The following is a 23,653-nucleotide window of genomic DNA, read 5'->3' on the forward strand; positions in this document are numbered from 1 at the left end:
CTCAGTTATAATCAAACCACAGAGTCATCACTTACCATTAATGAAACAGTATTACTGATCATCAATGAATAATCATCTCTTGTTGCAAGTCTCTTGTTACAAGCGTTTTGCAATACTACCTTTATTATTGATAATTGAAATTTTTTAGAAGGAAAAATTATGTCAGCAGAAAATTTGACCAAAACCATCGACCCAAAACTTGACTTAGAAAAAATCAAACGCGAATGCGAGGCGATGATTAAAAGCAAAGCAAAAATGTCTGCCGTAGCAGCGATTGTCCCTGTGCCGCTGCTAGACGTTGCGGTTGACGCAGGTCTGTTATCAAAATTGCTACCTGAAATCTCCGCTAAATTTGGTTTAATTGAACCCGCCCAAACAGCGGTAGACTTGAATAACGGTGCGCAAATCAACCAACTAAAAGATAAAGCGGTGGATTTGGCAGGCCTAGTGGTCACGCGCAGTATTGCCAAAAAAACTTTCCAAGGTTTTGGTAGCCGTATTATCGCCAAGCAAGTCACCAAATTTGTACCATTTGGCGGTCAATTAGTGGCAGGGACCATCGGTTATTTGATGTTTAAAAAAATTGCTGAAAACCACATCAATGAGTGCTACCAAAAAGCTAAAAAATTACAGCAACAAACCAGCTAATTGTTGATACAAAGGCTTGTATTAAAACCCCTTTAATTGCTAAAGGGGTTTTTTATTGAAAAATTCTCAGGCTTTGATGAGCAATGACCAAGCAAAAGTAATAGCTTATGTAACGATATTTTTCTACAATGTATCTTTAAACTATTTTTTTGGGTCAAGTTATGCGTTATACCTGTCAGACATCACCACGTTTTATCAAGAAGCCACTTTTTAATATCCATCCAATGACGCAAAGCGTTTTGGTAATTATTGGCATGTCCATGACTGGTGTTAGCGCTCATGCGGCGACTAGCGACGCTGCTACTAGCGAAGCTGAAACGACGTTGCCGAGCCTTACTTTTACCACCACGGCAACCAAAACGCCGACGCTTGTCAAGAATACCATCGCCCAAACCACCGTTATTGATGAAGAACAATTACAACGTTATCGCGGTCAAAGCGTACTGGATGTGTTACGAGGTAAGGCGGGATTCTATATCAAGCAAAATGGTGGCGATGGCACATTAAGTAACTTTAGTATTCGTGGCTTATCTGCCAAAAATGTTGCCGTGTTGATTGATGGTATTCGTTATACATCTTTGAGTAATGGCTATGCAGAGCTTGCTTTATTACCCGCCGATCAAATTGACCGTATTGAAGTTCTATATGGCGCAAGTGGTTCTAGCTTGTATGGTGCTGATGCGACAGCCGGCGTGATTCAAATTTTTACCAAAGGTCAAAATGCCCAACAATCAAATATAGCCTTGACCTTGGGTGCAGGTTCAGAGGACAGTTATAAAGGTCAATTAACGGGTCAATATGTTAATAATGGCACTACGATTAGTTTATCCACAGGTTATGATAAAACGAATGGGATTAATATCAGTAGTCCAAACAATTCATATGCCTCTTCGATTGATAGCGATAAGGATGGGTTTAATTCTAAAAATATCAGTTTTGTTGCTAAGCATCGCTACAGCGACAATATTGAAGTTGGCATAACAGGAATGAAAGCCAAATCAAATTCTGACCTTGATGGTGGCAATTATCACGATATCCATGCTGAACAAGAAAATGGCTCAGCTAATGGTTTTATCAATTATCAACAAGATAAATTTTCTGCCAGTCTTAAATACGGTGAAAGTATTGATGAATCAAAAAGTTATTTTTCAAGCACACCAAGCGAATTTAATACCAAACAAAAGCAAACCAATCTACAATTAGGCTATCAACTGCCTGTAGGTCAGATTATTGGTGGCGCAGAATATCTCAAACAAAATTTTGATGGCGATGCTAGCTATACTAATCATGACAGAAATACTAAAAGTGGTTTTCTTGGCTATCAAGTTTCGCAACCCAAATATGATGCGCAAGCAAATATTCGATATGATAAGAACACCCAATATGGGAATAAGACAACCTATAATTTAGGGGGTGCCTATCACGTATTACCTAATACTCGTGTCGGCGCTTCTTACGCTACTGGCTTTAGAATGCCTAGTTTCAATGATTTATATGGACACTCAGAAGGCTCCAGTTGGGATGGCGTCTATTATCCAGGCTATGTTGGGAATGAAAATCTAAAAGCTGAAACGAGCAAAAATTGGGAAGCGTTTATTGAGCACAGTAATGCCTACCAAACGACTCGCTTAACAGGTTTTCAATCAAAAATTGAAGATGGTATCATTCCTTTGACCTTAGCCTCAGGTGATAAAACTCGCACTAATCGTGCAGAAACAAAGGTTAAAGGTGTTACTTTAGTATCAGATTGGACAGTGAATAATACCCTATTTGGTCTAAGCTATACCAACCAATCTGTTGAAGGTCGTAACGCAACTCAAGGCGAATATACAACAGATAATACGATTCCAAAAAACACGGGTTTGATATATTTAGGTTATAAACAACCAAAATTTGATATCCGCAGTGAACTTGAATATGTAGATGAGCGTCATGATGGTTATTATACCGATAAAGTACTAGACAGCTATACACTTCTAAACTTAACTGGTAATTATTACATCAACCCATATTTGACTATCAGCAGCCGACTTAACAATCTCACAGATAAAGATTATGAGACCGTTTATGGCTACCGCCAAAAAGGCATTAATTCCTTCATCTCACTAACCTACCAATGGTTCTAAATTTTTATATCTACAGTACATCAAAGGGCATAGATTTTATGCCCTTTTTTTATACTTCTTTTTTTAGCAATTACGTTTTAACTTTTGCACTATTTTGGTTCAAAATATATCATACTACAATCAACCCGTTGCTATAAATGAGTGATTTTTTAATATCAAATAACTGATTTGCTGCCCATTGTTCTATTATTTATCTACTATGACAATAATCCAAACATTCTCCAATAGTGTATTGGCATTTAAATTGCACTTTAACCATTGCTCAAATTTGTGGTAGTTATCCAATGACCCATCCTACTTTTTTACATAGTCTCGAACCCAACCAGAACCTGTTTGAGGACATGTTCAACAACCTACTAACGGGGTTAATTGTCGCCGACAGCAGCTATGAGTGCGTCTATATCAACGCAACGGCTGAGCAGATTCTGTCAGTTAGTCAGCAGCATTTATTGCATAAAAATGTTATCGATATTTTAACCCCCGCAAACTATGAAAAATTACTAACGCAAGCATCAGAGCAATCGCATACCGATGATGACCCGATAACCCATAAAAAAACCAAAGTACAGGCCAAAGTGGCGCTGCAAAACCAATTTGAACATACCAAAAAAATGTACCAAGCCTTTATCCATCATGATTGCACCATTTTGGGGCTAAGCACCCAAGGGATTGGTGCACCATTATTGGTCGATTATGGGGTTTCCCCATTAGAAACCGAGGTGGGGTTTTTCTATTTGATTGAAATTTGGGCAAAAGATCGCGAAAGTCGTATTCAACAAGAACAGTATCAAAATCACCAACATTTGATAACCCGTCAAATGATTCGCAGTATGGCGCACGAGGTCAAAAACCCTTTAGCCGGCATCCTGGGGGCAAGCCAACTGCTTGAAAAGAATTTTAATCAAATTATGAAATCTGATGGGATTGTGCGCTATATTAATGACACCAAGGCGCGAAAGGTCGCCAATTATCTCAGTATCATCATGGATGAGACCAGACGACTCAACAATTTGGTGACCCAATTGCTGGGCGCACCAAATTTGCCCAACTGGCAAGTAATCAACGTGCATGAGCCACTGCAGCATGTACTAACGTTGGCAGAGATACAAAACCCCAATATTAGTCTAGTCAGAGACTTTGATTTATCGTTGCCAGAAATCACCGCTGATAAAGACCAGCTGGTACAAGTATTTATGAATATCGTCAATAATGCGATACAAGCGCTCAATGAAAACGACATTGTGTCGCCTATCATCACGGTAAAAACCCGTATTCAGCACCAACAAACCATTGGTGATATACGACATAAAAGCGTCTTGCGAGTCGATTTTATTGATAATGGCTTGGGCATTGATAGCGAGTTGTTACCGCAAATTTTTTATCCTTTGGTCACAGGACGCGCCAATGGTACGGGGTTGGGACTGGCACTTGCTCATGACATTATTCAGCGCCATCAAGGGCAAATCAGTGTAACCTCTCAGCCAGGTGAAACCCTATTTACGATTTTTTTACCTTGGCAAATTCGGCAAATAACCAAATGATAGTTTAAGCGGGATACACCACAGCATCATGACTAAGCGGCTATGAATTTTTCAATCAATTTTTCAATCAATAATGTTTAAACCAATACAGTTTCCCATATAGGGTTTTTATATGACTTATCCCAATAATAAAACGCCAATCACCGAGCCTATTGTTTGGGTCATCGATGACGACCAAGCGTTACGCATGATTTTGGAAGATACGCTGACAGATAGTGGATTTCAAGTGCAAACCTTTGGCAATGCGCAATCGGCGTGGCGGCTACTACAAGATAGTGGGCAAGACAGCCAAGCGAAGAGTGACAATAGTGCCGCCTTGCCAAGCGTCATCGTCACCGATATTCGAATGCCGATGATGAACGGCTTGGACTTTAGCAGTAAAATCAAACAAGACTTTGCACAAATTCCTGTCATCATCATGACCGCGCATGCCGATGTGCAGTCCGCGGTAGATAGCTATCAATCAGGCGCGTTTGATTACTTACCCAAGCCGTTTGAGTTGGATGATGCCATTGCCATGGTGAAAAAAGCTTGCCTGCAAAGCCAGTCAAACCAAGCACAAAAGCGCAAAAAGCCTGAAAACCACAATGACTCTCTGATTCGTGATGCACGACAGCAGCCAACTGAACCCGTGACAGCCGAGCCAGAAAAAACCACCACTAACCCATCGGGCATCATCGGGCAATCGATTGCTATGCAAAAAGTATTTCGTGCGATTGGTCGCTTGTCGCATATGCCGATGACAGTACTCATCACCGGCGAATCAGGGACGGGTAAAGAGCTGATTGCTAGTGCCTTACACGAACATTCGCCACGCAAATCCAAACCATTTATCGCGCTCAATATGGCGGCGATTCCGCATGATTTGATTGAAGCTGAACTATTTGGTCATGAAAAAGGCGCGTTTACGGGTGCGACTACCACACGCCAAGGGCGATTTGAGCAGGCACATGGCGGCACTTTATTTTTGGATGAAATCGGCGATATGCCTTTACCGACCCAGACGCGTTTGCTGCGCGTCTTGGCAAATGGTGAGTTTTACCGTGTCGGTGGTCTCAAACCCATTAAAGTCGATGTACGTATCATCGCAGCGACCCATCAAAACTTAGAAACCCTAGTCCAGCAAGGCAAGTTTCGTGAAGATTTGTTTTATCGGCTCAATGTCATTCGACTGGCGCTACCTTCCCTACGTGAGCGCCGCGAAGACATTCCGCTGTTAATCGATTTTTTTATGCAAAATATCGCCAAAAGCATGCATACCCCCACCAAAACCATCACGCCGTCTGCGATGCATATTTTACAAAGCTATCCTTGGCAAGGTAACGTGCGTCAACTTGAAAATACTTGCCGCTGGCTCAGTGTGATGACAACAGGGCAAACCATTCAGCCCAGTGATTTGCCACCCGAGATTTTACAAGCGTTTGAATCGCAAGATAGCACGCCTGTAACTGCGCGTGAGCCCAATACACATAAGACACATACCTATCAGCCCGACACTCAGTTTGAGGCACCTGCTAGCGAACATCCATCATCTTTACCAGCTCCGAGTAACACCCCCAGTGCTAGTTCCAATTTGAGTACCAATTCGAGTGAGCTGCCAACGCCTTTGTCCACTACGACGGTCATACCGACCTTGCACGCACCACAAACTGTCGCAACCGCAGATTGGATCACCCCGCTGCAAGTTTGGGCACAACAAGCACTGGCTGAAGGACAGTATGACATATTGCAAACCGCTTATCCGATGTTTGAGAAATGTTTGCTTGAAGTGGCACTCGCCCATACTGCTCAGCATAAAGGACAAGCGGCTGACCTACTCGGTTGGGGGCGCAATACCGTGACCCGAAAATACCAACAGTTGATTGAAGGCAGACCCGTTAAGCCATCATGATTGAGACAAGGTCAACTCACCCAGCACTGGTTATCATAAAAAATGGCTGTCAGTCGGTCGTTACTGACCTACAGCCACTATCAGCTTCAAATCCACTCAACCATACCGAACTTTGGTACGGGGTATGGCATTCGACTCACTCCCCGCCTACTGCCGTTGTGGTTAAACAATTACTACCTCACTTTAGCGCAACCAATCTCGCCCATTTTAAGCAAGAAATTAACGCCCTTCATCATTGCCAAAGCCTGGCGATTGACAGCACCAATGCGACAAGCGGCATTCCCACGCTGTATGCTTCAAACCTTCTACCTGATACCCTCATCTTTGACCAACAGCAGCCGCAGCAACCTGTTAGTCCCTGTCTGCTCATGTCCTATCATTCAGGCGAGACGTTAAAATCCTTAATGTATGCGAATGCTAAATTGCCCATACTTAATCTTCAGCAAAAAATGACCATTTTTTTACATAGCTGCCAACTGGTCAACCGTTTACATCAATTTGGGCTGATGCATTTGGATCTCAAACCCGCCAACTTTATTGTAAAACCCAATCTTGAGGTGGTGTTAATTGATTTTGGTCTGAGTGATTTTAGTTTTAGTGATATTGATTTCAATAATATTGCTCTTATTAATACTAGGGCAAAAAATACCTCACTCAACTGCAAAACTTACACCGCTGGTACACCCGCCTACATGAGTCCTGAGCAATTCACAGGTCAGCCACTTGACAAGTTTAGCGACTACTATAGCTTAGGGGTGATAGGGTACGAATTATTGATGGGATGTCTGCCTTTTATGGCAAATGATTATCCTGGTTGGGCAATCGCGCATTGCCAACAGCCTGTGCCTTTTTTATGTCCAAATCATCAGCTATCAGAATTTGCTTGCCAAGCTTGTCAGCCTTTTATCGATAAACTGCTGGCAAAACGCGTGGAAAACCGTATTAATGACTTGGCAAGTATTATAAATGCGCTAAAAATTTTACTTAACCAATAAAAAATGCGATTTTTTAAAAAAAACCCCTTGCCAAAGCGAAAATTTTCTATATAATAGCCAACCACAAAGACACTGATACAAATATTGAGTCAACACTTTGAGGCAACTCATGGGGCTGTGGCGAAATTGGTAGACGCACTGGATTTAGGTTCCAGCGCCGCGAGGTGTAAGAGTTCGAGTCTCTTCAGCCCCACCACTCAAATCAGTATTAGTTAAATTAACCTGCCTCTCGCAGGTTTTTTTATGCCCAAAATTCCTGTCTATCTTATCTCACCATTGCTTACTGTTAGCCAGTAAGCTGCTCACTATGTTGCTAAAAATTTTTTAACTGATTGCCAACTAGCTACTTTTTAGCTTGCATTGAGTATTAACTGCCCCATCTCTATAGTTAGCTTGTTTACTGTTAGCTATGTTAATTTTTCTACTGCCTTTTATAAGCCTCTATTCCTATGAAAATTTTACAATCGCCCTATTATCAACCGCGAAAGCTGCTTAGCGCCTCCTCTGAGCCGCCCTATACCGTTCAACTCATTGAAGATAACATCCAATACGCTAGTAAATATAACCCTTTTGAGTCGCTACTCGATGATATTTTCCCTGGGGTGCATGTTGGCAACCATGATATGGTGATTCGCAAAGAGCAGCTTAAAGATTTTGAGCGTTGCACCGATTTTACCACCGTCGCCTATTCGCATAAAAATAATACCTTGTATGAGCGTGAAGCGTGTTATTTTCATCCCAAATATGAAGTGTTCATGCTCACCAACGAAGATTTGTCCAATGACTATGACGAATACATCTTTGAATCAGGTCTGCTAAAAGTCGTCAGTATTTACTATATTTCGACCAATCCGCATTCGGCGGCGAGTGTCAAAAACGTGTTTGATGAATACTTACAAAAGTATGTGTCGCAAGAGGCTAAAGTATCGATTTTACTCAAAGAAGCCCATGGTTTTGTGTTTAAAACCCATCGTATCAAGCCATTTCCCATCAATTTAGATACCATGTATCACGAGGATTTTCTGCCAGTGCATCAGCACATCAAAGAATCACTCAATCACGATGGTAAAGGCGTGGTGCTGTTGCATGGCGTGGCGGGTTCAGGTAAAACCAACTATATCAAATGGCTAACTAGCCAAGTACCTAATAAAAAATTCATCTTCGTGCCCACTACCATGATTGCGTATTTAACCAACCCTGAATTTATGTCACTATTGGTGGATAATAAAAACTCGGTATTAGTGCTTGAAGACTGTGAAAACTACATTGCTGAGCGTAGCATTGATAACGCCAATACCGATGTGGTATCGGCGATTTTGAACATTGCTGATGGTATGCTGTCGGATGTGTTGGAGTGCCAGTTTATTTGTACCTTTAACTCCGATATTTCAAAAATTGACCCCGCGCTGCTGCGTAAAGGTCGATTGATAGCTGAGTATAAATTCAAAGAACTTTCCGTCGAAAAATCTAACGCGTTTTTGGCATCGATTGATAAAGCTATCACCGTCAATAAACCGCACTCATTGGCAGAGTTAACCAACATGGATCATCTGTCCTATCGAGAGAAACAAGCAGAAAAACCCAAATTCGGTTTTGTATAATTATTAAGCCCATTTATTAAGTATAGTCGTTGAGTATCATCAGTAGGCATAAAAAAAAGGAGCGCAATTGGCTCCTTTTTTTATACTAGACATTACTAAACCTAGACCTAGACATTGTCAATTTGCTTTTCATCAATGGGCACAAGCTCAATCGCTGTTTTATCTGCATTCATACGAATCGAAACCGTACCGCCATTGACCAAATCACCAAATAATATTTGCTCTGCCAATGGTTTTTTGATTTCATCTTGAATCAAGCGGTTCATTGGGCGCGCACCCATGAGACGATCGTAACCTTTTTCTGCCAGATAATTTCTGACTTCATCATCAATTTCAAGCACCACTTTCTTGTCATCGAGCTGGGCTTGCAGCTCAACCAAGAATTTATCAACCACAGATACAATGACATTTTGATCCAATGGGTTAAATTGAATGATGGCATCTAAACGATTGCGAAACTCTGGGGTAAACATCCGTTTCATCGCCTCACTATTGTCGCGGCTATGGTCTTGTTTGGTAAAGCCCATGCTGTTGCGACTGATGCTATCAGCGCCGACGTTGGTGGTCATGATTAGTATCACTTGCTTAAAGCTTGATGTACGGCCGTTATTGTCGGTGAGCGCGCCATGATCCATCACTTGGAGCAGCAAGTTAAATACATCAGGATGGGCTTTTTCAATCTCATCTAGCAATAGCACACAATGCGGGAATTGATTGATTTTTTCGGTTAATAAACCACCCTGATCAAAGCCCACATAGCCTGGCGGTGCCCCAATCAGGCGTGACGCCGTATGTGCTTCCATATACTCAGACATATCAAAACGAACCAGCTCAATGCCTAACAAATTCGCTAACTGACGACTGACTTCAGTTTTACCGACACCCGTAGGACCGGCAAACATAAACGAACCAATCGGTTTATCATCTGGTTTTAAGCCTGCACGTGACAACTTGATGGCATCTGCCAAGTTTTTGATGGCTTCATCTTGACCAAACACCAGATGTTTTAGGTTGCTTTCAAGATTTTGTAGCACCGATTTGTCATCCGTTGAGACTGATTTTGGCGGGATGCGCGCAATTTTTGAGATAATGTATTCAATTTGCGGGACATCAATCACTACCTCGCCATCTTGTTGTGCCGCGTCAATTATTTTATTATCGGCTTCGCTTAACATAGCTTCAGGTTCGACAACACCATCTGCTGCATGGCTAACATCTAAGTCATCGACAAGCGCGTCTTCATCCACCACAGGCTGATTTGATAGCTTGTCATTTGCTACAGTATCAGTGGATTGATTGCTGTCCACACCAGATTCAACATGATTTTCGGCTTGTTTTTGCAGGCGAACAAATGCACCCGCTTCATCAATCACATCAATGGCTTTGTCAGGCAAAAAACGTTCGTGAATGTGTTTTACCGCTAGATTCACGGCACTTTGTAGTGCCTGGTCGGTATAGCTTACGTTATGGAATTTCTCATATTGTTTTTTCAGACCGCGTAGAATATCAATCGTTTCATCAATCGATGGCTCGTTGACATCAATTTTTTGGAAACGGCGACTTAAGGCATGGTCTTTTTCAAACACTTGGCGGTATTCGGTAAAGGTAGTTGAGCCGATACAACGCAGCTCACCTGATGCCAACGCAGGTTTAATTAAATTTGACACATCCATATTGCTGCTCATCGATGAGCCTGCGCCAATAATCATATGGATTTCATCAATAAATAAAATCGCATTGGGCTTGGCTTTTAAGGCATCTAATAGCGCTTTCATACGTTTTTCAAAATCGCCGCGGTATTTTGTACCGGCAATCAATGCACCAATATCTAAACTATAAACCACACAACCTGATAATGGTTTTGGTGCTTTGTCATTAACAATCAGCCATGCCAAGCCTTCCGCAATCGACGTTTTACCCACCCCTGGGTCACCCACCAGTAATGGATTGTTTTTGCGGCGACGGCATAAAATCTGCGCGGTACGCTCGATTTCTGCTTGGCGACCAATTAACGGATCGGTGCCGCCGGTAGAGGCTTTTTGATTGAGATTAATGGTAAATTCAGTCAATGGGTCTTTGCTGGATTTTTCACCCGTTTCTTCAGTCTCTACACTGGTCAATTTATCGCGTACCTTTTTGTCTTGACCATGCGATAGGTACTGGGTTAATTCAAGTCGCGTCACCCCTTGTTTTTTAAGCAGGTACACCGCGTAAGTGTCATGCTCTGAGAACATCGACACTAGCAAATCTGAGCCTTCTACCAAACGGCTGCTAGCAACCGATTGCACATGAAAAATCGCCCGCTGCAAAATACGGTCAAAACTGCGCGTTGGTTGTGGCGAGTAATCTTCGTTGATATCGACCGTTGGGGTATGTTCATCAATATACTGGGTCAAATCTTTGCCAAGCTGATCCACATTGACTGCACAAGCCACCAAGGCTTCTACCGCATTTTCATTCTCTAGCAGTGCCAATAGCAGATGCTCGACCGTTAAATATTCGTGTGCACGTTGTTTTGCGAGTGTCACTACCAACCGCAACGTGCTTTGTAATTCTAAACTTAACATAAGATGTCCTTAATACGTGTGACTGACGGTTTTTGATTTTGCCCTACTTGAAAAATCATGCGTTATCTAATTGATTGGTTTGATATCGTTATAGGTGTTGATGGTTATTTGCGTTGATGTTTTCTCAAGTTTCATTTGCCGTCACCTCAGCACCAAATATCTTATGGATATCTGGCTAATCATGCTCAGTTCGGTTAAAAGGAAGTAAAAATGAAAGATGACAAAATGGGAAAAATCAAAATCATTACGTTTAATATAATGACATTGCTAATAAATTCAAGTGACAAAACGTAGTTAATGGCGGGTTTTAAAATGGCAAAGATTTCAATGATGAATAAAAAATAGAAAGGAGGTGCCACCAAAAATAAAACGGGGTTAAATCGCAAACTGCCACTAACCTTGCGGCTCAATTTGACTTAGTAACGGATAGCCTGCCTGACGCGCTTTACGGTTGACCGTTTGGGCTTTGGTTTCTGCGATGTCTTTAGGGTATATACCAGCAATCCCTTTACCTTGTTGATGAATGGCAAGCATGATACTGATAGCCGAATCGAGGGTATGTTTAAAATGATTTTGTAAAACATCTACCACAAATTCCATCGGCGTATAATCATCATTATACATGACCACCGCATACATCTGTGGTTTTTTTAGTTCAGGGTCAGCCAATAGCACATCTTCGACAGGGTCGGTATTTGGCTCGCCTTCTATGTCGGTCAAACGCGCTGGCAATGAATTTGGTGATTGGCTAGGTAGCTGTTTAGAGGGCTGTTTAGGTAGTTGTGTTGGCAACCATGCCGGCAGATGCCAATCCATATTCGTGGTGGTTGGCTGTGACACGACGGATTGACGAGAAAAATTAAGTGTTTGAAGCATCATTAATTGAACATTTACCTAAGATTAAATTAAACATTGATTATACTACTTTGCAGCAGTCGTTGCGGCAGGTTTTTGCGTATTGGCTGTGCTTGCCACTGGCGTGCTATCGGTAGAACTCACAGGTCGTTTATCCGCTTCAGGCGTTTCTTCAAGCGTATACGGCATGTTATCAATCGGCTGACCGAGTTGCCAATCATACACTTGCTCAGTTTTTTGGTTGCCGGCGGTTAATTCAAGTTTCACTTGTTTGGGTACAAAGTTTTTGGGCATCAAAAACCGCCCGCGAATTCTTGCAATCCCATGAATCGAATAACTATTAGGTTGCAATGGTACTTCGACCATATTAACTTCATCGAGCAAGGTCAATTTTGGTATCAGCTTTTTTGGCTGATTTGACGGATCGACCATACCGACATCAAAGCGGTATTCATAGGCATTTTCTGGCAATGGTACGATTTTTGCCCCGATGACTTGTAAACTCATACCACCTTTTTTGGCAAGCGAGCTGGTTAAGAATTGCTGAGCTTGTTCCAGCTGTAAGTTGGTGACTTTTAGGTCTTGAATATCGGTACGCAGTGCTGATAGGTTCGCCAAGCTGATATCACGCTCTTGCTGCGCGGTGGTTAATTGGCTTTGCAACGTATCAGATTTTAGCTTTAATGATTTGATGTTTTCTGCTGAGATTTCAAGACCTGCGGCGGTTTTTTTCGCTTCTTCAGCAGCAAAGCTTAAGCCGCGATGATAACCAATGCGTTGACCTAACACCAGTGCAATGATGGCAACTAACAACAAGCTAACCGCAAACGCAATCAACCACCCAGACACCTTGTTGGGTTGGGTAATATAATTGCGTTGTGCTTCTGGCAAAGATTGAGAAGAGTTATTATCTTCGGGCAAATCCATAGAGATACTCAAATTGAAAAACGATCAAAACATGGATAATCACAGTACTGACGATAGCTCAAAAAGGGTTGATGAATATGACATCCATTAAAGCGAATCCCATTATAAACAAAAATTATGATGAATTCAGCTAAATTTATTGACCGAAAAAATAATAAAGTTAACCCATTTCATCATAGCGTCATATTTTTTTGGCTAAAAAGAATAAAGCAATGCTTGTTATGACATTAGAATTTTTAAATACGCTGACCATAAGTAGCTTAAGAAAACACCTTAAGCAAACAACTTATTAAAGAAATAACTTAAGGCACGACGGCAACCAACGCCAATCCTGTTTGCTCTGCAAACCCAAACATCACGTTCATATTTTGCACGGCTTGTCCTGCCGCACCTTTGACCAAATTATCTTGTACCACCAAAATCGTCGCCATCGGGCTATTTTCTAGTGTTTGCACTGCAATTCTTAAATAGTTGCTACCCCGTACACTACGGGTATCTGGATACATCCCTTTTGGCATGACGTCTACAAAATATTCGTTCTGATAGCTGGTTTCATACAAAGATTGTAAATCTAACGCTTGACCCGCCGCCGTCAAGCGAACATGAATCGTGGTAAACATACCGCGAATCATGGGTACCAAATGGGGTACAAAGCGGATATCATGCGGCTGAAAGTGCTTGTTTTGACCCAATATTTGGTCAATCCCTTGGGTAATCTCTGGAGCGTGACGGTGACCTGCCACGCCATAGGCGCTAAAACTATCCGAGGTCTCGCTAAATAACAAATTCATTTTGGCTTGGCGACCTGCACCTGAGACGCCTGATTTGGCATCAATAATAATCCAAGGCTCAATCAATGCCTGCTGCTGGCTGTTTTGGGCATCGATTAGCGGTTTTAACCCCAAAATCGCCGTGGTGGGATAACAACCTGGGTTGCCAATAACCTTGGCTTTGGCAATGGCATCACGATTGACTTCGGGTAACCCATACACAGCGTCTTTTAAAATATCGGGGCAAGCATGTTCAAGTTTATACCAAGCTTCAAAATCTTGTAGCGACTGCAAACGAAAATCTGCCGCCAAATCAATGACTTTAGTGTCATTTTCGGTTAAAAATCTGGCATGCTTCATGGCAACGCCGTGGGGAGTAGCAAAAAATACCACATCACATGCGGCTAATTTTTTTTCATCCAAATCCGAAAACGTTAAATCGGTCACGCCCCGCAAACTTGGAAACATATCATCGACGCGTCTGCCCGCTTCTGAGCGCGATGTCAGCATCGTAATTTGTGCCTGTGGATGACGACTCAATAGTCGAATTAGCTCTACGCCAGTGTAGCCTGTGCCACCGACAATACCTACTTTGATCATGGTCGTCTCCTAATGTTGTTATTAAAGTTTGTACTCATGCACCGCATCAATAAAAGCTTTGGCATGGTCAGGATTAACCCATTGGTTAATGCCATGACCTAAGTTTGCTATATAGCCTGTTTTGTCACCGAGGCTATAGGCGTCCTGTAACATCAAATGCGCCTGCTGGCGAATATGCTCAGGCGATGCAAATAATGTTGCGGGGTCAAGATTACCTTGCAGCGCGATGCCTGTATGCAGCTTTTGGTGCAATTTGGTCAATGCTTTTTGCTGTTCAAAGACGATGCTGCGGGCTCTATCCAGTGGCATCGTCCAATCAAGTCCTAGCGCATCGGCGCCACTGTGGCATTGGGTATCTAACCACAATCCGCCACCTTTGGTAAACAAAACCACAGGTACCTCTGGGTATGTTGCTTTGATTGCCGCAACAATTTTAGTGTTGTAATGGTGCGAGAATTCAACAAATTGGCGATGCGCCAATGCCCCACCCCAACTATCAAAAATTTGTACTAACTGCGCGCCTGCCGCTATTTGCGCTAGCAAATAATCAATCACGGCATCGGTGATTTTAGCGAGCAGCGCATGCAAGGTCTCAGGCTCGCCATACAACATGGCTTTGGCATAGCGGTATTCTTTAGAACTACCGCCTTCAATCATATAGGTCGCTAGCGTCCACGGACTGCCTGAGAAGCCAAATAATGGCGCGCGACCTGCCAGCGCATGACGAATACTGGTCACCGCTTTCATCACATAGTCAAGTGCATCTGCCATCGCGACGGTTGGCAAGGCTTCAACCTCTGCCATGCTTCTGACAGTTTTGTGAAATTTTGGACCTTCCCCTGCCTCAAAATACAGACCCAAACCGAGCGCATCAGGAATGGTTAAAATATCACTAAACAAAATCGCCGCATCCAACTCAAAACGGCGAAATGGCTGAATGGTGACTTCCGTCGCCAAATCGGTATTTTTGCAAAGCGATAAAAAGTCGCCGGCTTGGGCGCGGGTTTTTTTATACTCAGGCAAATATCGACCGGCTTGTCGCATCATCCACACAGGCGTCACATCCACTGGTTCAAAACGCATGGCTCTTAAAATGCGGTCATTTTTTAACATCGGAAAATTATGGGTCATGTCATTGCCTTTAAAAATAATCTTGGGTAAAAATACTTTTGGGTAAAAAAATATTGAATCAGTCTAAAAGTAGTTAAATTTCAATCAAAAATTGTCGAAAATTATACAATAATCGCCATATTATCACGATGTACCATCACGTGGCGTTCCTCATTTTTACCCAAAATCGCTTCGATGTCGCTATTGCGTTTGCGAGCGATGCGCCGAGCTTCATTTGATGAGAAATCCACTTGACCGACCGCGATACGTACCCCTGTTTTATCAACGCACTCCACCACATCGCCCTCATCAAAATCACCTTGCACTTCAATCACACCGACAGGCAATAAGCTTTTGTTATTTTTAATGATGGCATCCACTGCGCCATCGTCAATCACCAAGCGACCTGCCATACGCAGATGCGCGGCTAACCATTGTTTTTTGGCAATGCGTTTATCATCGTCATTGGTGGTGAGCATCGTACCTAACGATTCCCCTTTGACCACGCGATTAATCACGTTATCGATGCTGCCGCTGACAATCACGGTGGGACAACCACCCATTGCCGCAAGCCTTGCCGCACGAATTTTGGTAATCATCCCACCACGACCCAATTTGCCGCCATCCCCCGCCACGTCAAACAAATAATCTGCCATTGCCCGCTCAGTCTTAATCAGCTTCGCATCCGGGTTGGTGCGAGGGTTATCGGTGAATACGCCTTGCTGGTCGGTCAATATAATGTATAAATCGGCTTTGACCATGGCTGCCACCATCGCACCTAAACTGTCATTATCACCAAATTTGATTTCATCGACACTGACGGTGTCATTTTCGTTAATGACAGGCAGCACTCGCCATTCAAGTAGCTGATTTAAGGTACTGGCGGTATTGAGATAACGATTTCGATTAGCAAGATCGTCATGTGTCAGTAGCAACTGCGCGCTTTGTACACCATACTGAATCAATGCCGACCACCAAGTTTCAATCAAGCCCATCTGCCCAATAGCAGCGCAGGCTTGCAAGGCTTGCAATTTTTTGGGGCGTTCTTCCAAATTCATCCGCACCACCCCTTCCGCCACTGCTCCTGAGGACACTAGCAATACTTGGTAGCCTTCATTATGCAGCTTGGCAATTTGCTTCGCCCATTCATAAATTGCGGTGCGATCCAAACCTTTGCCATTATTGGTCAGTAGCGATGAGCCAATTTTTACCACAATGGTGTTGGACTTAAGGGCTTTTTTAGTTGAGCTAGGTGAGGCGTTGGCAGTCATAAGTTGGCAATCATAATCAGTCAAGTGCAATTTTTTAATCAAATTAAATGCCATAATGGCTTGGCTGAGCATTGTAACAATTTTTACTGGCTTTATAAATGCTAATCGATGCCGGTATCCGTTAAATATCACATGTTTTTGTCATACGCATTTTTATCCCAATCAAATAGCCATCATTGAAAAGCAAAGTAAAATTGTCAACTAAAAAATATCGACTTCAAGTTTTCTTATTGGAATGTCGCAGTGAGTTTTTATTTATGCTCAGTGCTTAAATCTTAGTGATTAAATCTTAGTGATTAAATCTTAGTGATTAAGTCTTTATTATTCGCAGCAAAAAATCACCCGTCCTTATCTAAATTCAGCTAATAAAAAAGGTTAGCCCGCGCTAACCTTTTTAAAGCTATTTCCATCACCGCTAAGGTGCGTAGACCACTTCCACGCCATCATCGTCATCGTAGTCGTCGTCATCAAAATCATCGTCATCCAATGCGCGACCTTCACGCTCAGCTTTACGTTTGGCACGATACGCTTCTTTTTGCTCTTCCGTATTGGCGCGCACTTCCGCTTCCAGTCGTTCAAAACGCAACCGCTGACTTTCAGCAAAGTCAGGATCGGTTTCTTCCATCTCGCGCTCTTGCTCGATTTCGTTCATCAAATGCCAAACCACGGCATCAACCCCTTCCCCTGTGAGCGTGGAGGTACGAAAAACCATCCCTGTCCAACCAAGCTCTGCCACGATGTGGGTGCAAAGTTGGTTTAATTCTTCTGCGGGCACTTGGTCGATTTTATTTAAAATCAAAATTTGTGGCAGTTTTGACAGCTCTGGCGAGAATTTTTCTAACTCATTAAAAATCACTTGGGCGTTTGCCACAGGGTCGCTACCATCAATGGGCTGTACATCGACAAGATGCAATAATCGACGGGTACGAGCGACGTGTTTTAAAAAGCGAATACCCAGTCCTGCCCCTTCAGAGGCGCCTTCAATCAGACCTGGGATATCTGCCATGACAAATGAGCGGTGTTTACCCACATCCACGACACCTAGATTGGGTACCAAAGTGGTAAACGGATAATTGGCAACTTTGGGTTTGGCAGCAGAGACTTGACGAATAAAGGTGGATTTACCTGCGTTTGGCAGACCAATAAGACCGACGTCAGCCACCACTTTTAGCTCAAATTTCAAGACTTTTAATTCGCCTGGGAAACCCGGGGTCGCCCGTCTTGGTGCTTGATTGGTAGAGGTTTTAAAATGGGTATTGCCTTGCCCGCCGTCACCGCCTTTGGCAATCATCGCCGTTTGCCCTTTTTTGGTCAAGTCCGCTAAGACCTCACCTGTTTCGGTATCAACCACGGTGGTACCAATGGGCACAGATAGATAGATATCATCCGCGCCACGACCTGAACAATTTTTGGCACCGCCATTTTCGCCGCGTTTGGCATCATAGCGACGCGTAAACCGGTAATCGACGAGGGTGTTGGTGTTGTCGTCGCACACCACATACACATCACCGCCTTTGCCGCCATCACCGCCATCGGGGCCGCCTTTGGGGACGTATTTTTCTCGGCGAAAACTGACGATACCATTGCCGCCGTCGCCTGCTTTGACTGTTACGATTGCTTCATCGATAAAACGCATTGAAGACTTTCCTTAAATTCTTGAATAACCAAATATTATAGCATGAATTTTAGTAAGAAAAATTTGAACATAATTGATGTTTGAAATTTTATTCAATAAAAAACCGCCCAAACTTGAGCGGTTTTGTCATCGTCCTTAACACTTAGGCGCACTTAGGAACGCTTAGGCATTTTTTGCCATGGTTTCAGCGACACGCAATACTTGGGTGCTATAGCCCATTTCGTTGTCATACCATAGGTACATCACGGCACGGTTGTCTTGAGCAAGCGTAGATTTGGCATCCCAAATCGCCACTTTTTCACAGCCCACAAAGTCGGTAGAAACGGCTTCATCCGAATCTGAGTAAGCAATTTGCGCTTGCCATTGTTCGCTCTGACTGGCTTCTTTGATAAAGGCATTGAGTTCATCGCTTGAATTGACCGGGTTTTTGAAATTCAAATTCAAAATAGCGAGTGACACGTTTGGCGTTGGTACACGTACCGAACTGCCTGACAATTTGCCTTTTAATTCTGGAATCGCTTTACTAACCGCTTTGGCAGCGCCTGTGCTTGTCATTACCATATTTAAGGTTGCAGCACGCCCCCGACGCTCGGCTTTATGGTGGTTATCGACCAAGTTTTGGTCATTGGTGAACGCATGGATGGTTTCCATGTGACCGTTTTCAATGCCGTATTTATCGTTTAACAGTTTAAGCGTAGGGGTAATCGCATTGGTGGTACAGCTTGCCGCTGATACGATGGTATCACTGCCGATGGTGTCATCATTGACATTATAGACGATGTTTTTGATATCGCCCGACGCTGGGGCAGTCAATAGCACTTTTTTGGCACCTTTTGACTGTAAATGTTTGCCAAGACCTGCTTCATCTTTCCATTTACCGGTGTTGTCGATAATTAAGGCATTGTCGATACCATAAGACGTGTAGTCGATTTCGCTTGGGTCAGAAGCATAAATGACTTTGATAAAACGACCGTTGGCGATGATACCGCTGTTTGCTTTATCAACCACCACGGAGCCATCAAACCAGCCATGTACCGAGTCACGCTCAAGTAAGCTTGCACGTTTTTCCAAGTCTTTTAATAAAGCGTCTGCTTCACCGGCTGGACGGACGACGATGGCTTTTAATTGTAAGCCTTTGTCTGAGGCAGGACGGCTCATCAGCAACCGAGCTAAAATACGACCGATACGACCAAAACCGTACAACACGACATCTGTCGCAGGCACTTCGTCACCGCTAGTAAAGCTGTCGGCTTGTTTGCCTGCTTTGAGCGCTTGACCCAAGTCCACCGTGGTATGGCTTAGATTTTGGTCGTTTAACGCGGTGGCAAAGGCAAGTGTATCAGCGATGTTAAGGGCGTTTTTGTCATGATGAGCGATGATATCAACAAGGTTTAGGGCAATGCGGTTGCCAAAAAACAACACATTGACGCCTTTATTGGCTAAGGTATTTAGCTCAACTAATAACTGAACCGCTTGGGCTTCTTGATTTTTGCGAGTGGTGAGGTGGTCTTGGTAGAGATTGGCAGACATAGTATGACCTTTTTTTGTGAAGGAAAAATAAAATCTGTGGAAAATGCAGCAAAAAATAAACGCCTAAATTGTAACGGAATTTAGGCGTTTTAGCAATTTTAAAGCAGGGTGTTTCAACCAGCGAGCTTATCGGCTATGTTGTACGGTTTTTTGCAATTTACTGACATCGTAGCCTTGAGATTTTGCAGTAGTGACCATTGTTTGATAAGTAGCTTCATCCATCGTGGGCGTGCGTGACAAAATCCACAAGTATTTTTGGTTTGGCGTACCCACCAACGCATGGTTATAATTAGGGTCTAAAGCAAGCACCCAATAGTCGGCTTTACCCACAGGCAACCAACGCAATGCTTGCGGCAAGAAAATAACTTTAAGTTTACTGCCACTGTCGCCATTTTTGCTGGCTTCCCCAATGCTTTGCATGGGCTTGCCATCTTTGCCCATACATTGGTTATTGACTTCAATCTTGCCTGTCGGTTGTAGGGTGTAAGTGGCGGTGACATCACTGGCACAGTTACGCTGAAAAAACATCGGCAAACGGGCGATTTCGTACCATTTCCCCGCATAACGGTTTAAATCGACGCTTTGCACCGCCTGAGCTTTACCAACGCCTGTTGATGTTGCAGTATCGCTCGTAGTTGGTGTGGTCGTACAAGCGGTTAGAGCCACGGCACCACCCAAGATAGTGGCTAGAGCAATATTTTTTGTGGTGCAGTATTTTTTGCTAAAACGCATTCAAACCTTCCTCTGTTTGTTATCAAACTCTATTTTTGACTTCCTCCCCTTGCTAAATCAAGGGGATTCCTTCTGCAAGACGGTCAAGCCCGACCGCAAGAATGTTCCGACTGGCATTGATATCTCTATCATGCCATGTGCCACACGAAGCACATATCCATTCTCTTATTCCAAGCGATTTTCTACCTTTCGGACTATTGGCGGTGATTTCACCGCAACACGAACATCGCTGGGTCGTGTATCTCTCATTCACGATTTCAAAACGGCAACCTGCGTTCTCGCATTTGTAGGTCAGTTGTCGTTTCAGTTCAAACCAGCCTGCATCGTAAACCGATTTGGCGAGTTTGCCTTTTTTACTATTAAATTGATTACTCTGAATATCACCGACCACGATTAGGGCATTGTCCTTGACTAATTGGGTGGTAAATTTATGGATTAAGTCTTGGCGTGTGTTTTTGATTTTGGCATGGATCGCTTTGACACGCTGTTTGTTTTTGGCACGTTGGGCGGTGGCTAAATCTTTGGCATAGTTGAGCGTTTGTTTGATTTGTAATTTATTGCCATTTGAGGTGGTAGCACTGTCTTTTAAGCCTAAGTCAATGCCTACGCTACCCGTTCCGCATTGTGTTTTAGGGTAGTCTTTGACAGTGATACAGGCATACCAACGGTTACGGCTGTCTTGGACTAACTCACAAGTGTTAATTTGATATAGGCTAAGGTTGTAGCTGTCCCATAGGTCGATGACCAGCTTTTGTCCTTTGGCTAAACTAAGCTGTAAGGTGGATTTTAAGCCTTTTTTACTTGTTTGGTGGGTAGCAATGTGTTTGATGGCGGATTGTTTAAAGGGTAGCCAGCCTAATGATTTACGTTTTGAATTTGGGTTGTTGGTTCGCCATGATAGTTTGGCTTTTTTGAATTTTTTTCTAGCTTTGGCATGGGTTTCATTGATTGCCTGAATAGTCTGACTATGCAAGCCTAGTAACTCACCGCTACCTTTGGTGTAGTCGTTTAGGTCATAAGCACTAAAGAATTTGCCAGTTTTTTGTAGGTGTCTGTAACTCAAATCATTGACATAATTCCACACGAAATTAACTGCACCGCTTAGGCGGTTAAGCTTTGCTGTGTGTTTATCTCGTATGCGTAGCTTGAGTGTTTTCATGGGTTTAAGTATAATTGGGTTTTTATATTTTACATTTGGTCTAATTATATGTCAAACGATTTAAGACGTGGTAGGCACGTTGTTTACAACCTTCATGCGCACTTGGTCTTTGTGGCTAAATACCGCAGAAAAGTATTTACCAAAGAGATTTTAGACGATATGCAAGCCATCTTTGAGAAAGTTTGTTCAAAGTTTGAGGCTCAATTAGTTGAGTTTGACGGTGAATGCGACCATGTGCATTTATTGGTGGTTTATCCGCCTAAAGTGGCTATTTCTAGCTTGGTGAATAGCTTGAAAGGCGTGTCTAGTCGGTTATTGCGTAAAAAAGAATATCCGTCTCTTAAAGAGCAGTTATGGGGGGATGTGTTATGGTCGCCTAGCTATTTTGCAGGTAGTTGTGGCGGTGCTCCAATTGAGATTATCCGCCAGTATATCGAACAACAGAATACACCGCACTAAATACCATCTGTATGTAAGCATAGTTACGGAGTTGCCTTATATCCACCGCCTGAAGTCGGTGGTTTTACGGCAACGGAGGATAAAAAAATGTGTTTACCATACAAGGTTTTAGGCAAAACTAACAATACGTATTTAAAGTAATCCTTGTTAAAAAATGTACTTTTAAAAATTCATTGTTTTGTATACTAATAATCGTATGCCTGCCACGCCATACGCGTTTGACAGCCAAGCCATTGCCAGATTACTTTGTCCCACCCCGCCTAGCGCAAATACCGGCACATCACTAAGCTTTGCCAATTCGCTGAACGCTTGCCAGCCCATGCCCCCACTTTGAAAGGTTTCGGGGTGTGTGGGGGTGGCTAAAACAGGCGATAAAAAACAGCCCATCACAGTATGCGATGTTGCCAAGGTATTTAATCTACTTAGGCTATGTTGGTCATGGCAACTGGCAAAATAGCGATAATTTTTTGATAAGCTTGAGAAATCAAGCGTCATGAGTTGATGGTGGTTTAGATGAACGATTACATTTTGTAAATCTAAATCCAAATGTATGAAAGTACGGTATTGAATTATAGGCGTGATATGATTTCGCTGTTTTAGCAATGTAGTAATTAACTCAACTGACTTATCATCTTCACTTTGTGGGCGGATATAAAAGTGGGCGTTTTGTGGTAACTTTTTAGCATAATAATCTATCCAATCTTTTTGACTTGCAAACTCATCTAAAGTTTGCGAAATAAAAATGGTACTTGGTAACGTTAGCCAATCCAAAATCCGTACATTGGCATCGGGTAATGGATATTTTTTCGCAAGCAAATCCGCTTTACTGACCCATGTAATCGCTTGACCTTCAATACCTTGGCTATGCTGTAAATTATCAAACTGAGTCTGAGTGACTTTACTATTAAAAATATGCAATGCCACGGACTTATCACCATAGTCATGACGAATCACGCCCATTTTAACAATGAAATTATTGGTTAAATCACAGCCAATTTCTTCAACTACTTCACGGATTAACCCTTGTTTTGGGGTTTCATTTGGCTCAATTTTTCCCCCGACAAATTCATAACGATTGCCTTGGTGTTGACTGGCATGGCGAAATCCCAGTAGATATTGCTTGTTAAAATGTATCACCGCGACTGCCACATTAACGACTTTTGACATATTTTTCTCAAACTGTTGATTGTTACCCATTATAAAGCATTAAATTTGATGAAAAAGTGAAAAAAGTC

Annotated in this window: 18 protein-coding genes and 1 tRNA gene; 8 read left to right on the forward strand and 11 right to left on the reverse strand. The window is 42.8% G+C overall.

Annotated elements, in window-relative coordinates:
- Positions 1-159: 159 nt before the first annotated feature.
- The 7 genes from AXE82_RS02645 (at position 160) to AXE82_RS02675 (ending at position 8,802) form a co-directional block, all read left to right on the forward strand.
- Positions 160-648, forward strand: a complete 489-nt coding sequence (locus AXE82_RS02645) for a hypothetical protein (RefSeq protein WP_062331106.1) — start codon at positions 160-162, stop codon at positions 646-648.
- Between the two features lie 260 nt (positions 649-908).
- Entirely contained in the window at positions 909-2,774 is a 1,866-nt protein-coding gene (locus AXE82_RS02650; RefSeq protein ID WP_197931413.1) for a TonB-dependent receptor domain-containing protein, read from the forward strand.
- Between the two features lie 284 nt (positions 2,775-3,058).
- Entirely contained in the window at positions 3,059-4,315 is a 1,257-nt protein-coding gene (locus AXE82_RS02655) for a two-component system sensor histidine kinase NtrB (protein WP_062331112.1), read from the forward strand.
- Positions 4,316-4,502: 187 nt separating this feature from the next.
- Complete coding sequence (locus AXE82_RS02660; protein WP_406946760.1) at positions 4,503-6,206, forward strand: sigma 54-interacting transcriptional regulator; 1,704 nt, start codon at positions 4,503-4,505, stop codon at positions 6,204-6,206.
- Positions 6,203-7,201 (forward strand): serine/threonine-protein kinase, encoded by a 999-nt coding sequence (locus tag AXE82_RS02665; RefSeq protein ID WP_062331118.1) that lies wholly within the window; start codon positions 6,203-6,205, stop codon positions 7,199-7,201. Before AXE82_RS02660 ends, AXE82_RS02665 begins: the two co-directional genes overlap by 4 nt.
- Positions 7,202-7,312: 111 nt before the next feature.
- Positions 7,313-7,397 (forward strand) — tRNA-Leu (locus AXE82_RS02670).
- Positions 7,398-7,650: 253 nt separating this feature from the next.
- Positions 7,651-8,802: an AAA family ATPase gene (locus AXE82_RS02675; protein ID WP_062331121.1), complete on the forward strand. Its 1,152-nt coding sequence runs from the start codon at positions 7,651-7,653 to the stop codon at positions 8,800-8,802.
- Positions 8,803-8,909: 107 nt separating this feature from the next.
- Here AXE82_RS02675 and clpA read toward each other — a convergent pair whose 3' ends face one another.
- The 10 genes from clpA to AXE82_RS02725 all read right to left on the reverse strand — a co-directional run bounded on the left by clpA (position 8,910) and on the right by AXE82_RS02725 (position 21,959).
- Entirely contained in the window at positions 8,910-11,369 is a 2,460-nt protein-coding gene (gene clpA, locus AXE82_RS02680) for an ATP-dependent Clp protease ATP-binding subunit ClpA (protein WP_062331124.1), read from the reverse strand.
- A gap of 393 nt (positions 11,370-11,762) precedes the next feature.
- A complete protein-coding gene (locus AXE82_RS02685) occupies positions 11,763-12,248 on the reverse strand; it encodes an ATP-dependent Clp protease adaptor ClpS (protein WP_227523040.1) in 486 nt (161 codons plus the stop codon).
- A gap of 42 nt (positions 12,249-12,290) precedes the next feature.
- Positions 12,291-13,151, reverse strand: a complete 861-nt coding sequence (locus tag AXE82_RS02690) for a hypothetical protein (RefSeq protein WP_062331127.1) — start codon at positions 13,149-13,151, stop codon at positions 12,291-12,293.
- 302 nt (positions 13,152-13,453) lie between these two features.
- On the reverse strand, positions 13,454-14,521 hold the full coding sequence (gene argC / locus AXE82_RS02695; RefSeq protein ID WP_062331130.1) for an N-acetyl-gamma-glutamyl-phosphate reductase: 1,068 nt from the start codon (positions 14,519-14,521) through the stop codon (positions 13,454-13,456).
- Positions 14,522-14,542: 21 nt separating this feature from the next.
- Positions 14,543-15,652 (reverse strand): uroporphyrinogen decarboxylase, encoded by a 1,110-nt coding sequence (gene hemE / locus AXE82_RS02700; protein WP_062331135.1) that lies wholly within the window; start codon positions 15,650-15,652, stop codon positions 14,543-14,545.
- A gap of 101 nt (positions 15,653-15,753) precedes the next feature.
- Complete coding sequence (gene proB, locus AXE82_RS02705; RefSeq protein ID WP_062334715.1) at positions 15,754-16,902, reverse strand: glutamate 5-kinase; 1,149 nt, start codon at positions 16,900-16,902, stop codon at positions 15,754-15,756.
- A gap of 415 nt (positions 16,903-17,317) precedes the next feature.
- Positions 17,318-18,538 (reverse strand): GTPase ObgE, encoded by a 1,221-nt coding sequence (gene obgE, locus AXE82_RS02710; protein ID WP_062331138.1) that lies wholly within the window; start codon positions 18,536-18,538, stop codon positions 17,318-17,320.
- A gap of 162 nt (positions 18,539-18,700) precedes the next feature.
- Positions 18,701-20,068: a glyceraldehyde-3-phosphate dehydrogenase gene (locus tag AXE82_RS02715; RefSeq protein ID WP_062331141.1), complete on the reverse strand. Its 1,368-nt coding sequence runs from the start codon at positions 20,066-20,068 to the stop codon at positions 18,701-18,703.
- Between the two features lie 126 nt (positions 20,069-20,194).
- Positions 20,195-20,800 (reverse strand): lipocalin family protein, encoded by a 606-nt coding sequence (locus AXE82_RS02720; protein ID WP_062331144.1) that lies wholly within the window; start codon positions 20,798-20,800, stop codon positions 20,195-20,197.
- Between the two features lie 52 nt (positions 20,801-20,852).
- A complete protein-coding gene (locus AXE82_RS02725) occupies positions 20,853-21,959 on the reverse strand; it encodes an RNA-guided endonuclease InsQ/TnpB family protein (protein ID WP_062331147.1) in 1,107 nt (368 codons plus the stop codon).
- A gap of 48 nt (positions 21,960-22,007) precedes the next feature.
- On the opposite strand from AXE82_RS02725, the gene tnpA reads away from it, so the two are divergent.
- Positions 22,008-22,418, forward strand: coding sequence for an IS200/IS605 family transposase (tnpA, locus tag AXE82_RS02730; protein WP_062331151.1), 411 nt, complete (start codon positions 22,008-22,010; stop codon positions 22,416-22,418).
- Between the two features lie 162 nt (positions 22,419-22,580).
- Here tnpA and AXE82_RS02735 read toward each other — a convergent pair whose 3' ends face one another.
- Positions 22,581-23,585, reverse strand: a complete 1,005-nt coding sequence (locus tag AXE82_RS02735) for an NUDIX domain-containing protein (protein WP_062334716.1) — start codon at positions 23,583-23,585, stop codon at positions 22,581-22,583.
- Positions 23,586-23,653: the final 68 nt, after the last annotated feature.

This window comes from Moraxella osloensis (assembly GCF_001553955.1).
Classification (GTDB): Bacteria; Pseudomonadota; Gammaproteobacteria; order Pseudomonadales; family Moraxellaceae; genus Faucicola; species Faucicola osloensis.